The organism is Marivita sp., from assembly GCF_965656765.1.
Taxonomy (GTDB): domain Bacteria; phylum Pseudomonadota; class Alphaproteobacteria; order Rhodobacterales; family Rhodobacteraceae; genus Marivita.
On the sequence record NZ_CBFHLV010000073.1, the window covers coordinates 1 to 14,173 of the forward strand.

9 protein-coding genes are annotated in these 14,173 nt (G+C 57.0%); 5 read left to right on the forward strand and 4 right to left on the reverse strand.

Features of this window, described 5'->3' with window-relative positions; genetic code table 11:
• Window positions 1-412: 412 nt before the first annotated feature.
• Entirely contained in the window at window positions 413-2,182 is a 1,770-nt protein-coding gene (locus ACTG4M_RS15240) for a PQQ-dependent methanol/ethanol family dehydrogenase (RefSeq protein WP_439124521.1), read from the forward strand.
• Between the two features lie 262 nt (window positions 2,183-2,444).
• Complete coding sequence (locus ACTG4M_RS15245; RefSeq protein WP_439124522.1) at window positions 2,445-3,584, forward strand: hypothetical protein; 1,140 nt, start codon at window positions 2,445-2,447, stop codon at window positions 3,582-3,584.
• 190 nt (window positions 3,585-3,774) lie between these two features.
• Here the strand turns inward: ACTG4M_RS15245 and der are convergent, their stop codons facing one another.
• The 3 genes from der to ACTG4M_RS15260 all read right to left on the reverse strand — a co-directional run bounded on the left by der (window position 3,775) and on the right by ACTG4M_RS15260 (window position 7,340).
• Window positions 3,775-5,226 carry a ribosome biogenesis GTPase Der gene (gene der / locus ACTG4M_RS15250; protein ID WP_439124523.1) on the reverse strand — a complete coding sequence of 484 codons (1,452 nt, stop codon included), beginning with the start codon at window positions 5,224-5,226 and terminating at the stop codon, window positions 3,775-3,777.
• Window positions 5,227-5,305: 79 nt separating this feature from the next.
• A complete protein-coding gene (locus tag ACTG4M_RS15255; protein ID WP_439124524.1) occupies window positions 5,306-6,616 on the reverse strand; it encodes an outer membrane protein assembly factor BamB family protein in 1,311 nt (436 codons plus the stop codon).
• A gap of 67 nt (window positions 6,617-6,683) precedes the next feature.
• Window positions 6,684-7,340 (reverse strand): hypothetical protein, encoded by a 657-nt coding sequence (locus ACTG4M_RS15260; RefSeq protein WP_439124525.1) that lies wholly within the window; start codon window positions 7,338-7,340, stop codon window positions 6,684-6,686.
• Between the two features lie 344 nt (window positions 7,341-7,684).
• Between ACTG4M_RS15260 and ACTG4M_RS15265 the strand changes: the two genes are divergently transcribed.
• The 3 genes from ACTG4M_RS15265 (at window position 7,685) to ACTG4M_RS15275 (ending at window position 13,052) form a co-directional block, all read left to right on the forward strand.
• Window positions 7,685-8,989: an efflux RND transporter periplasmic adaptor subunit gene (locus ACTG4M_RS15265; protein WP_439124526.1), complete on the forward strand. Its 1,305-nt coding sequence runs from the start codon at window positions 7,685-7,687 to the stop codon at window positions 8,987-8,989.
• A complete protein-coding gene (locus ACTG4M_RS15270) occupies window positions 8,986-12,753 on the forward strand; it encodes an efflux RND transporter permease subunit (RefSeq protein ID WP_439124527.1) in 3,768 nt (1,255 codons plus the stop codon). Before ACTG4M_RS15265 ends, ACTG4M_RS15270 begins: the two co-directional genes overlap by 4 nt.
• Window positions 12,754-12,896: 143 nt before the next feature.
• Complete coding sequence (locus ACTG4M_RS15275) at window positions 12,897-13,052, forward strand: VPEID-CTERM sorting domain-containing protein (protein WP_439124528.1); 156 nt, start codon at window positions 12,897-12,899, stop codon at window positions 13,050-13,052.
• A gap of 79 nt (window positions 13,053-13,131) precedes the next feature.
• Here ACTG4M_RS15275 and xrtE read toward each other — a convergent pair.
• The coding region (xrtE, locus tag ACTG4M_RS15280; protein WP_439124529.1) for an exosortase E/protease, VPEID-CTERM system at window positions 13,132-14,173 on the reverse strand (1,042 nt) is incomplete at its 5' end.

Genomic DNA, 14,173 nt, shown 5'->3' on the forward strand with positions numbered 1-14,173 from the left:
ATCGGCGAGGCTCCATTATCGTCCCCCACAGTGTATCTCAAACCGCTCAGCACGCGAGGTTTTTCAGACGTTCCTTAATAGGGTCATTTTTGACCAACTCTAGGACACCTAGTAGAAACAGTGATTTACCTATGACAAAAACCCCATTCAGAACTTACATGTTTTTGACAGATATTTGGTCAAAAAACACCCCAACTTACGCAGAACGATAAAGCCTGTGGCAAGAGCTCGGCCGTCGTCCTTCGATTCGCCTTTGAGAAGAGTACGACCAAAGTCCTGTCAACATCGCAAAGGTCTTACGACCCAAGTCTCGTACAACAAATTTTCGTCATACCTATACTGCCCTCAGCCATCCAAGTGCGCCCCCTGTGCATCTGGATATCCGCAACTGAGGTTCATGGGAGGAATACGAATGAACAGATTTGTTGCCGCCGTCACAGCCAGCATACTCGCCGCCACCGGTGCGTTTGCCCAAGGTGTGACAGAAGACATGCTGGCCAATGACCAGACGATGACCAATCAGGTGGTCACCAACGGGATGGGGCGGCATTTGCAGCGCTATTCACCGCTGGAGACACTGAACAAGGAAAACATCAAGAACCTCGTTCCGGCTTGGGCGTTCAGCCTTGGTGGTGAAAAGCAGCGCGGTCAGGAAACGCAGCCGTTGGTTTATGATGGCATCATGTACATCACCGGCTCGTATTCGCGCCTTTACGCGGTGGATGTGAACACCGGAGAAGAGCTTTGGCAGTATGACGCGCGTCTTCCCGAAGGCATCCTGCCCTGCTGTGACGTGATCAACCGTGGTGCTGCATTGGCCGGTGACAAGGTGATCTTTGGCACGTTGGACGCCCGGATCGTGGCGCTTGACGCCAAAACCGGCGACGTCGTTTGGCGCGACAAGATCGACGATTACAAAGCCGGTTATTCCTATACAGCCGCACCTTTGGTCGTGGGCGATCTGGTCATCACCGGCAACTCGGGTGGTGAGTTCGGAATCGTCGGATCCGTTCAGGCCCGCAGCGTCGAGAACGGCGATCTGGTTTGGGAACGTCCGGTGATTGAAGGCCATATGGGCACGCTCAATGGCGAAGAGAGCACGATGACCGGCACGCTCAACGCGACATGGCCGGGCGATATGTGGAAGACCGGTGGCGGTGCAACCTGGCTTGGCGGGTCGTATGATGCTGACACCGACACGCTGGTCTTTGGTACCGGCAACCCTGCCCCTTGGAACAGCCACCTGCGCAACGCGGGCGCGCCGACCGAAGGCAACACTGGCGACAACCTCTATGCCGCCAGCCGTCTGGGCATCGACCCGGCAACCGGCGACATCAAGTGGCACTACCAGACCACGCCGCGCGAAGGCTGGGACTACGACGGTGTGAACGAAGTCGTGGCCTATACCGACCGTGCGGGCAACATGCGCTATGCCACGGCCGACCGGAACGGGTTCTTTTATGTTCTGAACCGCGAAGATGGTGCATTTGTTGACGCATATCCTTTCGTCAAGGATATCTCGTGGGCGTCTGACATCGGTGACGATGGCCGCCCGGTGTTCATTGAAGACAACCGTCCGGGTGATCCGACTGCCTCAGCCGATGGCAAGAAGGGCGACGTTGTGTTCTCGTCCCCCGGCTTCCTTGGTGGCAAGAACTGGATGCCGATGGCGTTCTCGCAGCGCACTGGCAACTTCTATGTGCCGTCCAACGAATGGGGCATGGACATCTGGAACGAGCCGATCACTTACAAGAAAGGTGCTGCCTATCTTGGGTCCGGCTTTACCATCAAGCCGAACTACGAAGACCATATCGGGTCTTTGAAAGCCATCGATCCGGAGACCGGCGAATGGAAGTGGGAATACAAGAACGAGGCTCCGCTTTGGGGTGGCGTAATGACCACGGCTGGCGGTCTGGTGTTCTTTGGCACACCCGAAGGCAAGTTCATGGCGCTGGATGACGAAACCGGTGAAGAGCTGTGGTCGTTCCAGACCGGCTCGGGCATCGTGGGTCAGCCGATCACCTGGGAACAGAATGGCGAGCAGTATGTCTCGGTCATCTCTGGCTGGGGCGGCGCGGTTCCGCTCTGGGGTGGTGAAGTGGCCAAGAAGGTCAACTACCTGAACCAAGGTGGCACGCTTTGGACGTTCCGCCTGCCGAAAGAGCTGGCTTCGGCCAACTGATTTTTACCAAGCGGTAAAAAAGTGCGGCGCACCTTCGGGTGCGCCGTTTTTTGTTGGCGAAGGGCGAATGGACGATCGGATAGAGCCCAAAATGCATGATGCTGCGCGAAGAACCGATGACCTCCTTTGCGAACACCCGATCAAACTGTTGTCGCCAGACTTGTGGATAAACATTCCTTGTTTTGCCTGTGATTTCGCCACACTTTCGCCAATGCGGCGATAAAGATTGGACCCGGTAACTGATGAAAATTGGAATTGCTGTATGGGCTTTTCGAAAATACCGGTATTGATCGACCTGACGCGGCGTGGAGTGTTGATTGGTCAATGCAAAGAGGTCGTGGAAAGGCTTGAAAAGCTGCATTTCAGAAGTAGCGATTTCCCACCGTTGTTGGCGGAAGCAGCTGCGCTTTATGACACGACACTTACTGTGGCCGGGCTTCAAGGAAAAGTCTTTGCAACCGTTAATTTGGCAAAACCTTATGCAGCCAGCGCGAGGCTTTTTACGCGTCTCGAATGCGATCCCGAACTGGAACGGTTTGGCACGGATCTTTTGCGCTCTGCCGAAGAAATGAGCCGTGTCAAACCTGTAGAAGCGTTTCATTATCAGATCAATGACAGGGATTACTTCTCGGAGCAGCGATTGGCGGAGTTGGATCATGCAGTCTACGGGCGGTTCAGCTGGCTGTCCGATAATGAGAACGAATATCGAGAAGAGTGGGCGATCGCTCTGTTTGAGAATGTGGCCGAACAGCTTGAGCTCATTAAGCTGTTTGAAAATATGCCCGATCCTGAAAAAACGGTTGTGGATCAAGCGCTGCATCGTGCTTGGATTGAGCACAAGGAGACTTGGCTACGCGATACGGTTTCCGCTTTGCCCAATTACGAGACACGCCGTGACGATACCGCCGAATTGCGTGCACTTATGATGGAGCGTGATCCCGAATTCATGCCGAGGACCTCTTTGCAATTCGATAGCGATTTGTTCGATTTGCTGCTTGAAAAAGGATTGCGCCGGTGCGGTTCCAGCAATCTGAAGATGAGGCGTGTCGACGGGAAGATCATCTATGGTGCAGAGTCCCCACCCTACGAACACCAAGTCCGGTTCAAAGATGCCGATTGGATTTGGCTGATCAAAACGACCGGTGCGCCGCAAATCTATTATCAGGACGCCGAAAAACCGTTCCTGGAGGACGCCATTCGGCGGGTGCCGGAAGACTATAAGTCGACATTGTTCTCGCAACAGGAGCGAGCAAACGCTGAGGAGCGCAATCGTAAGGCGCTAGAAAGACGCAATCGCAGGACGCTAGCCAGTCGCGAGGGTAGGGTCATCGAGAAAAATCCAACAAATGCCCCGTCTAGCTTTGTCATGGAAACGATCCGCGGTTGGTTGAAACGGACGTGAGCCAGATGGAAGCGCTCTGATCGCTACTGGCGTTGTATTCCAAATGGATTTTGTAGTGACGACCGAACAAGGCCGAGTTTTCGACGCGGTGCCAACAGTATTCCATATAGCGTGTATTTAAAGCAGCTACCTGACACTCGCGCATCCGCAGCGAACAGCAGCAAGGTCCGCAACGCTGACCTTCCGCTCCTTACTCGCGCCCTTTACTCAAGTGCTTTTTCAGCGCACCTGCGTTCTTTTCGCGGCGGCCTTTATAGGGGTTCTTGTCGCCCTGCCCGCGTAGCGTCAGACGGATCGGGGTTCCCGGCATGTCGAAATCCTCGCGCAGACCGTTCACAAGATAGCGTTTGTAGCTTTCGGGCATCTTGTCGGGGTGCGAGCACATCACGATGAACCCCGGCGGACGGGTTTTGGCTTGGGTCATGTAGCGCAGCTTGATGCGTTTGCCTTGCGGTGCAGGGGGCGGGTGCTGTTCAAGCATCGCAGCCAGCCAGCGGTTGAGCTGGGCAGTGGTCACGCGGCGGTTCCAAACGGTGTGTGCTTTGACGATGGCGGCTTGGAGACGGTCGAGACCACGTCCCGTCTTGGCAGAGACAGTAACCAGCGGCGCGCCACGGAGCTGCGGGAGGAGGCGTTCGAACTCCTCTTTCAGCATCTTGAGCTTGTCCTGTTTGTCGTCTTCCGTATCCCACTTGTTTACGGCGATGACCACCGCGCGGCCTTCGCGTTCGGCCAGATCGGCGATGCGCAGATCCTGAGATTCAAAGGGAATCGCGGCATCCAGCAGGACGACCACCACTTCGGCGAACTTTACGGCGCGCAGGCCATCAGACACCGATAGCTTTTCCAGCTTTTCCTGCACCTTGGCCTTTTTGCGCATCCCAGCGGTATCAAAGATCCGCATGTGGGTACCGTCCCATTCGGTCTGGACTGAAATCGCGTCACGGGTGATGCCAGCCTCGGGACCAGTCAAAAGACGGTCTTCGCCAATGATCTTGTTAATCAGCGTGGATTTGCCCGCATTGGGGCGGCCCACGACGGCGATTTGCAATGGCTTTGTCTTGGTGATGGCGCGAGGGGCATCGGGATCATCTTCGCCAACATCGACTTCGGTTTCGGGTGCATCAGCTTCAGAGCGCTTTTCAAATTCATCCGCCAGCGGTTGCAGCATCGCATAGAGATCCGGCATGCCTTCGCCGTGTTCGGCAGAAATTCGCAGCGGTTCGCCAAGACCAAGGGCATAGGCTTCGAGCACACCCGCTTCAGCGGCATTGCCTTCGGCTTTGTTTGCGCCAAGGATCACATGTGTCGCACGTTTGCGCAGAATCTCGGCCAGCACTTCATCGGCTGGGGTCACACCGACGCGGGCATCGATCAGGAACAGGCAGATGTCCGCCATGTCCACCGCGCGCTCGGTCAGTTTGCGCATCCGCCCCGGCAGGCTTTCGTCGGTTGCCTCTTCCAGACCGGCAGTGTCGATCACAGTGAATCGCAGATCACCCAACCGCGCCGCGCCTTCGCGCAGATCGCGGGTGACGCCAGGCTGGTCATCGACAAGCGCAAGCCGTTTGCCAACCAGACGATTGAACAGGGTCGATTTGCCGACATTTGGGCGGCCGACGATGGCAAGGGTGAAAGACATGGGCGCGCAAGGCTCCGAATTGGGCTCGATGTGATATCAAGCCGCCCGCCTAGCCTATTTCATGCGCCTGCGAAAGGGGTCAGCGATAGGCGTGCAAAACACCGTTTGTCGACACGACATAAAGCGTACCGTTCGCCACAACCGGACGGGTTGTGGCACCGCCGCGAATCTCGGTCTGACTGACAAGATCACCAGACGTTGGATCGAAGGATCGGATCAGCCCGTCCGACGATGCGACGATCAGATTGCCACCAGCCATGATCGGCCCGTGATTGGTAAAGGCAGAATCGCGACGACGTTGTGGACGGCGTACTGGTTCGTAGCCCGGCAGATCGACCGCCCAGATTTGATTGCCTTCGGTTGCATCCAGACGGATCAATTCGTTTAGGTCCGACACGAAATACACCGAATTGCCCGCAGGCCAGATTGGATCCATGGCGCCATGCTGCGCCGTCCAAAGACGTTCGCCAGAATTGACATTCAAAGCAACAACGCGGCCCGAGTGGTTTCCAGCATAGACTGTGTTGCCGGCGATTACCGGATAGCCTGTAATGTCATCGACCAGTGCAATGGCAAAACCTTTGCGCGCTCCGACGATGTCAGCGCTCCAGAGTCGCAGACCACCCTGACGAAATGCGCCCTGAACGGCACCGCTGCCAAACGAGAATACGACATGGGTGTCATTGACCGAGGGCGGCGCGGCACCAGCGACATTGCTCACATCGCCCAGCCCGTCAGACTGCCAGCGTACCCGGCCATCCTCGGCTTCAACCGCCCACGCGGTGCTGTCGCCAGCCACCACATAAACCAGACCACCAAAGACAGTCGGCGCACCTGTGGCCGTATCCTGCAAACGCTGTGTCCAGATTTCATTGCCGGTTGCGGCGTCGACAGCAGACAGGGTGCCAAAGCCCGAGGTCACGTAAAGCCGTCCATTGTCATAAGCCAGCCCACCAGCCAGTGCCTGCGAAGCGTCATCCCGCAGCGGCACAAGGCTGTAGGACCAAAGCGCTTCACCGCCAGTTGATGTGGCTGACACACGACCGGCGCTGTCGATCGTGAAAATACGACCATCCGCGACCACAGGATCGGTGATGATCCGCGCGCGGCGCTTGTCGCCCTGTCCAATCGACGTGGACCAGATTGGCGTCAGGTTCGCCGACAATGCGGCATTGGTGATACGGGCGGACGGGCTGACATGGCTTTGCGGCCACGCTGCATTGTTCGACGCAGCAGGAACATTGGCGGCAACCGTGATGTTGTCCAACGAGGCTGCATCCGCGGCGTCATTGTTTTGCAACACTTCACGAACGCCTAAGCGTTCGCCCGGCAGGATGATTTCGCGCTCGGTACATCCCGCAAGGACACCCGTTGCAATCAAACTGGCCACTATGAATTTCGCTTGCACTGCCCTGCCCTCGTCTTTTTGTCGTATCGGAGCCTGTTGACCATACCGATCAGGACGCCTCGATCTCGCCCCCCAGCGCCACAATCAACTGAGAAGCGCGTCGGCGCAAGCCTGCTGTCAGTTCAGAATCGCTCAGAATAGCTTTGAGGCGGCTTATGGCAGCGTCGGTGTCGCCCGCTTCGATGTCGAGCAAGGCCAATTGTTCCTCGGCCAAAAGCCGCAACGGCGCGCCCGGTGTTGCCATCGCCTCAAAGGCGACACGGCGTTCGTCGGCATTGAGCGGGGTTTCCGGACGGGTCAGCGCCTTAAAGCTTGCGATCTGGCGGTAGATCTCTGGCAGCTCGCCATTGGTGGCGGCGCTATTGAGACGCTCGGACGCCGCAGTGCCGTCACCAGCAAGCGCCTCTTCGGCGGCGATCAGCATATCCAGGACTGCCGCACCTTCAGCGGTTGGTGCCTCGATCTGATCAAGGGCAGAAACGCGGTCGGATGCCTCGTCGTTTTCAAGGGCTACCAAGATCGTATCCCCAAACGCTTCGGCCTTTGCGGCCTCGGCGGCACGGGTGTATTCGCGATACGCCGTTCCTCCAACCAATAAGAGAACGGCCAGAACCGCGATCCAGCCATAGCGGCGCATCAACCCGAATAGGCGGTCGCGCCGGACCTCTTCGGTCACTTCTTCGATAAAGCTGTCTGTTTCGCTCACGCAAAAGCCCCCTGTTACGTGCGTTTCTTTACAAACGCGCGTGGATTTCGCCCCTCATAACGCGACGCGGGTCAGGTGCCAAGCGCGGCTTTTGGCAGGTGCTTTTCAACAGATACCGGCCAAATTGCGCGCATGATGCAAATTTCCTGCACAAACTGCGGCCCAAATGCCCGAAACATCAAATTGAACCGTTCAGTTCATCTTGAAAAAACACCAGGGCATCTTTAATCTAAACTGATTAGTTTACCGTATTTGGTGTATCTTGAGATGCCTCGATTGCGGACCCCGCGGTCGGGACAAGCAGCACCGATCACCTCTGGAAGTACAGGCACAAGGTACGTCTGATGCGCATAGTTCCCTTCATCACCGCATGTTTGGTTGCGGTAATTCTGTTCGGCTTGGTTATTGAACGAGATAGGTTCTTTTCCGCTGTATCCGACCTGAGCCCCCGCGAAGACGCCGCAGACACAGTTGAGTTCACAAACGTCACGCCCGAGCGTGAAGCCACCGAACCGGCGGATTCTATCGAAGACGGTGTCATCCGCGTGATGGCCAAACGGTCTGTGGCGCAAGAGATCGGTACTCAAGTACGGTTGCGCGGTGAAACCGAGGCGGCACGCGAAGTGTCCGTCGTGTCCGAGGTGAGCGGCAAGATCGTGTCGACACCGCTGCGCAAGGGAGCGTTTGTACAACAGGGTCAATTGCTGTGTTCCGTTGATCCTGGCACCCGTCAGTCCAGTCTGGCCGAGGCTACAGCCCGCTTGGCCGAAGCCAAGGCGCGTCGCCCCGAAGTCGAAGCCCGCATTCCCGAAGCCAAGGCACGTCTGGCCGAAGCCAAGGCCCGGCTGGAAGAGGCTCGCATCAACGCAACCGCTGCAGAACGGCTGAGCCAGGACGGCTTTGCGAGCCAAACCCGCGTTGCCAACACCGAAGCCACCGTTCAAAGCGCACAAACCGCAATCAGCACTGCCGAGGCGGGTGTCAAAGCTGCCGAGGCCGGATTGGAAAGCCTGCAAGCCAGCATCGAAAGTGCGGAAGCCTCGGTCACCCGTGCGCAAACCGAAATCGACCGCCTTGACATCAGCGCCCCATTTGCTGGCGTTCTGGAAACCGACACAGCCGAACTTGGCAGTCTCCTGCAACCGGGCGGGCTCTGTGCCACCGTGATCCAGCTTGATCCGATCAAGGTGGTTGGCTTTGTTCCTGAAAACGAGGTCAATCGCGTCGAAGTCGGCGCAATGGCTGGCGCGCGGCTCAACGAAGGGCCGGATGTACAAGCGCGCGTTACCTTCCTGTCGCGCTCGGCTGATGCAACGACACGGACTTTCCGTGTCGAGCTGACTGTTCCAAACCCTGAGCTTGCCATTCGTGACGGCCAGACCGCCGAAATCCTAATCCAATCGCAAGTTGTGATGGCACATGTTCTGGCGGCCTCATCGCTGACCCTGAACGACGAGGGCACTTTGGGGGTGCGGACCATCGACCAAGACAGCATGGCGCAGTTCATGGCTGTGAACGTACTGCGTGATGCCCCCGAGGGCATATATGTGACAGGACTTCCTGATAAGGTGGACGTGATTACCGTCGGACAGGAATTTGTGACCGATGGCGTGACCGTTGCGCCCAGCTTTGAAGAGGTCATCCAATGACCGGGATCGTCGATTGGGCGGCTGAACGCGCCCGCATGGTACTGGCCTTTATCGCTCTGTCCTTGGCGATTGGCACCTATGCCTATGTCGGTCTTCCCAAGGAAGGCGAGCCGGATATCGAAATCCCTGCCCTCTTTGTCTCGACCGTGTTCCCGGGCATCTCTGCGGCGGACAGCGAAACGCTGTTGGTCAAACCGATGGAAACGGAACTGGCCGATCTGGACGGGTTGAAATCCCTGTCCGGCACAGCCGCCGAAGGCTATGCTGGTGTCGCGCTGGAATTCGAATTTGGCTGGGACAAAACCCAAGTCATGGCCGATGTGCGCGATGCGATGAACAAGGCGCAGTCCAAGTTTCCCACAGGTGCCGAACAGTATTCCATCACAGAGATCAACTTTTCCGAGTTCCCCATCGTCATCGTCAATCTGACTGGCCCAGTGCCGGAACGTACGATGGCGCAGGTGGCCAAAGATCTGCAAGACAGGCTGGAATCCTTGGATTCCGTGCTTGAAGCTGGGATCGCCGGCAACCGGGACGAAATGCTTGAGGTGGTCATCGACCCTCTTAAGCTTGAAAGCTACAACGTCACGGCAAGCGAGCTGATCAGCGTTGTCCAGAACAACAACCAGTTGATCGCAGCCGGTGAGCTGCGCAGCGATCAGGGCAGTTTTGCCGTGAAGATTCCGTCAAGCTTTGACGATCAGCGCGATGTCTACGACCTCCCGGTCAAGGTAAACGGCGACCGGGTGGTGACACTTGGCGATTTGGCGACCATCAACCTGACCTTTGAAGACCGGCAGGGTACCGCGCGCTTTAACGGGGAAAAAACGCTCGCGCTGCAGGTGGTCAAGCGCAAGGGCTTTAACCTGATTGACACTGCCGATGCCGTCAAAGCCGAAGTTGCCGCCGCCGAGGAACTTTGGCCACGCGAACTGCAAGCGGCAGTCACCGTGGGTACATCGAATGACCAATCCCGCATCGTGGACAGCATGGTCAAACAGTTGGAAGGATCGGTTCTGACCGCGATTGCACTGGTTATGATCGTGGTCCTTGCCGCCCTTGGCCTACGCGCCGCGTTGTTGGTTGGCTTTGCGATCCCGACCTCGTTCCTGCTGTGTTTCGTGTTCCTGACAATCATGGAAGTGAGCATTTCGAACATCGTCATGTTCGGTCTGATCCTTGCCGTAGGCATGTTGGTCGATGGCGCAATCGTGGTGGTCGAATACGCTGATAAACGTATCAAAGACGGCATCGGACCAATGCACGCCTATGTTGAGGCTGCGAAACGCATGTTCTGGCCAGTGGTCAGTTCGACCGCCACCACGCTGTGTGCATTCTTGCCGATGCTGTTCTGGCCCGGTGTACCGGGTGAATTCATGGGCATGCTGCCGGTCACATTGATCTTCGTTCTCTCGGCCTCGTTGGTTGTGGCGTTGATTTATCTGCCGGTCATGGGGGGGGTCACAGGCCGGTTCTCCCGCATGCTCGACCATGCCTCGCAGGGCTTGCGCGCACGCACACCGTGGTACCTTCGCGCTGCAATGGTGCCTGTCGTTCTTGGCCTGCTGTTCATCGGAGCGCTTTTGTTGCTCGACCCCGGTTTCCTGTTCCCACCTATTTCTGACGGCATCGCGGGGCATGTGCCGGGAATTGTCTTGTTTTTAATCGGTTCGGTTTTGGCCTCTATCGTACTTGATGCCGCGTCGATCACGTGGAAACGCAATCGCGTAGACGGGCGGCGGCGGCGGACGCTGTTTGGCATGTTCATCAAATTTATCGCAGGCAATCCGATCATGCCGATTGTTGCAGGCGCGACGGTTCTGGCGTTCGTGTTCAGCGTGTTCACCTATTTCGGTGAGAACAACAATGGCGTCGAATTCTTTGTCGAATCCGAACCGGAACAAGCCATCGTCTATGTCCGCGCGCGCGGTAACCTCAGCCTTGAGGAAAAAGACGCACTGGTCATGCGTGCCGAAAATATTGTTCTGGCCCATCCGGGCGTCAAAAACGCATTCTCGTTTGCCGGCGAAGGCGGATTGAACACCGATGCCAGTGGTGCGGCAGTGCCGAAAGACACCGTTGGTCAGGTCCAACTTGAAACCATCCCTTGGGAAGATCGCGCAGACCGCCCCGACCTGGACGGTGACCTTGTCATCAAAGAACTAACCGCACAGCTAAAGACGATCCCCGGCGTCGAAATCGAAATCCTGTCCCAAAACCGAGGCCCGGCAAGCGGCAAACCGGTCCACCTACGCCTCAAGGCGGATAACTGGGATGCGCTGCTGGCTTCGACCGCCACAGCGCGCGAGAAGTTTAACAACACTCCGGGACTGACCCTGATTGAAGACACTCTGCCCCTGCCCGGCATCGACTGGCAGATCGACGTCGATGTTGAAAAGGCCGGGCGCTATGGGGCGAACGTGGCCGTCGTCGGCGCAATGGTCCAGTTGGTTACACGCGGGATCCTGCTGGATACGATGCGCGTCGACAGCTCGGACGAAGAGATCGAAATCCGTGTTCGCCTCCCGGAACAGGACCGTTTCCTGTCCACGCTCGACACATTGCGCGTACGGACCGCCGACGGCCTAGTGCCACTTTCCAATTTCATTACCCGCAAACCCGTTGCCAAGCTCTCTGAAATCAACCGTGTTGACCAAAAACGGCATTTTGACGTGAAGGCGGATGTGCTGCCCGGACTGTCCAAGGTTGTGCGTGACGGGCCAGATGGCACGACAACTGTTGCCGCGCTCCAGGAACAGGAAAACGGTGACATCACGGGAACAAATGGTACGCGCTATGTCTTGTTCGGATCGAATGACGCGACCATTGCGACGGTTACATCGGCACTTGATGAAGGCGCCCGCATCGTGCCGGTGAATGCGAATGAACGGATTGCCGAACTGACAACGTGGCTCGAAGCCAACCCGCTGCCCGGAGTCGATTGGGAATGGACCGGCGACCAGGAGGAACAGGCAGAAAGCCAAGCGTTCCTTGGCAAAGCCTTTGGGGCCGCACTTGGGCTGATGTTCATTATCCTGCTGGCGCAGTTCAACAGCTTCTACAACGCGGTTCTCGTCTTGTTGGCAGTGGTTCTTTCAACAGCAGGTGTGTTGATTGGCATGCTGGTGATGGACCAAACCTTCTCGATCATCATGACCGGCACAGGGATCGTCGCTTTGGCGGGAATTGTGGTGAACAACAACATTGTTCTGATCGACACCTATCAGGAATATTCGCGCTACATGCCACGGACCGAAGCGATTGTACGCACCGCTGAGGATCGCATTCGCCCCGTTCTGTTGACGACGATCACGACAATGGCAGGCCTTGCGCCGATGATGTTTGGCCTTAGCCTTGATTTCTTTGGCGGTGGGTATTCCATCGACAGCCCAACCGCGCTGTGGTGGAAACAATTGGCCACTGCCGTTGTGTTCGGTCTTGGCATCGCCACGGTTTTGACGCTGGTGTTCACGCCGTCCATGCTGGCGCTTCGGGTGTGGTTCACGACATATGCGCTCTGGGTCTTTCGCCTGCTCGCCCGTCTCGGTGGCGGACGCGCAAGCCGTGCGGGTCGAGACTGGGCCCTCCAACGTGCGGCGCGTCAGCTCAAATCGCCGACGATTCTTTGGGAAGAAGACGATTCGCAGCTGGGCTTTGACTACGAAGATGCCCAAACCGGAGCCCCAAAACTCGAAGATCTCAAGAGGGTTTTGCAGCGGTCACACGCCAATGATGGCAGCGAACCGGTCCGTGCTGCGGAATAATGTGGCATGATCGTCGCCACAGGTTTTTCTATGCTAGGCGAAGTGATTGATTGTTGCGCAGTTGTGAACGCTGAGGGCCCCAAGCTTGGCGAATGTGTTTTTTTCGTGTAGCTCAAAGATGCTGCTATGTAGGAGTAACAAACATGTGGTGGTCTAATTATCGGATCTTTTTTGGCGGGGGCAGCACAACATCGTCCTCCGTACCGGAAATCGATGCCAGCAGCGGTGCGCTTGCACTTGCTGTTGTTGCCGCAGCCATGCTGTTGGCTTGGGAAGTCCGTCGTCGCAATCGCGCGTAAGTCTTCCGGCAGACCAATTGAAACATCCGACGTTCGCGTCGGATGTTTTTTTATGTGCAGCAATATCCAAACCGCTTGATCAAATCAGGGACCACTGACCTGTCGCCAACGCAGCCGCCGCAATCAGAGCGTTTGCTATGGCATGAGACAGGATCGCATCGAACACCCTGCCCCGGCGCAACATGACCAGAGCAAAGACAATGCCTGCCAACGCCGCCGCCAGGGGACGTGAATGCAAAGCCGCAAAGCCTGCCGTCGTCACCACGATAGCCAAAACCCTGCGCATCGTGCTCCCATCGTCGATCAGGCTGAAAAGGTAGCCGCGAAAGAACAATTCCTCGACCAGCGGAACAAGAAGCGCCGTACCAAGCACCCGAAGGATCACCCAGATGGCCAGCGCGCCTGCCCCGAATTCTGCCAGTGACGCATACGGCGCCGCCGGTTCGGCGGTAGCGACCCATCCGATGCCCACGATGATACCAGACCCGCAGGCAATCAGATCTATGTCCCGGGTCAAAGCCAAGATCGGTTTGCGGAACACCCAAAGCGCAATAAGCATTGCCGCGACCTGAACGCCGTACCAAACTTCGGGGGTTTGCGAAAATGTATGAACGAACAGACCCGACAGCATGAATGCCAGAAACGGAACGATAAAAGCTGCGGCGGTGTCTTGCGTCAGCGGCGTTACGTCCGCCCGTGCCGCTTGCCGGCCGGTTTTGTTCAAGCCGGGAAGAATGTTGACGATTGTCAGGATCAACAGCGCCAACAACGTGAAAGATAGCCAGCCTGCAAAGCTGTGGAAACCGTTCACGGCCAGGTCAGGTGACACATGCGCCCCGATCAAGATCAGACCGGCGATGCGAAGAACGTTCAAAACAAAGCTCAGGAACAGCGCAGCGGGCCACACGGCAAGCCAGAACCGACCCATGCGCAGTTCGTCTTTCATCATTAGCGCATAAATCGCCATGAACGCTGTGGTCAGAGCCAAACCCTCGATCCCGGAACAGGATTCAGCCACCTCAACATAGAAGTCCAGAATGCCGATTGTTTGAAGTTCAAGGTTGATGAACACGTCATTCCCGGCCAGTGCCAATACAATCGCTGTGCTGTAGAAGGTGGCC

What these genes read in the sequence shown, in the direction of transcription:
- ACTG4M_RS15265 (WP_439124526.1), top strand. Translation starts at nt 7,685, where the DNA reads ATGCGCATAGTTCCCTTCATCACCGCATGTTTGGTTGCGGTAATTCTG.
- ACTG4M_RS15245 (WP_439124522.1), top strand. Translation starts at nt 2,445, where the DNA reads ATGGGCTTTTCGAAAATACCGGTATTGATCGACCTGACGCGGCGTGGA.
- ACTG4M_RS15240 (WP_439124521.1), top strand. Translation starts at nt 413, where the DNA reads ATGAACAGATTTGTTGCCGCCGTCACAGCCAGCATACTCGCCGCCACC.
- ACTG4M_RS15270 (WP_439124527.1), top strand. Translation starts at nt 8,986, where the DNA reads ATGACCGGGATCGTCGATTGGGCGGCTGAACGCGCCCGCATGGTACTG.
- ACTG4M_RS15275 (WP_439124528.1), top strand. Translation starts at nt 12,897, where the DNA reads ATGTGGTGGTCTAATTATCGGATCTTTTTTGGCGGGGGCAGCACAACA.
- der (WP_439124523.1), bottom strand. Translation starts at nt 5,226, where the DNA reads ATGTCTTTCACCCTTGCCATCGTCGGCCGCCCAAATGTCGGCAAATCG.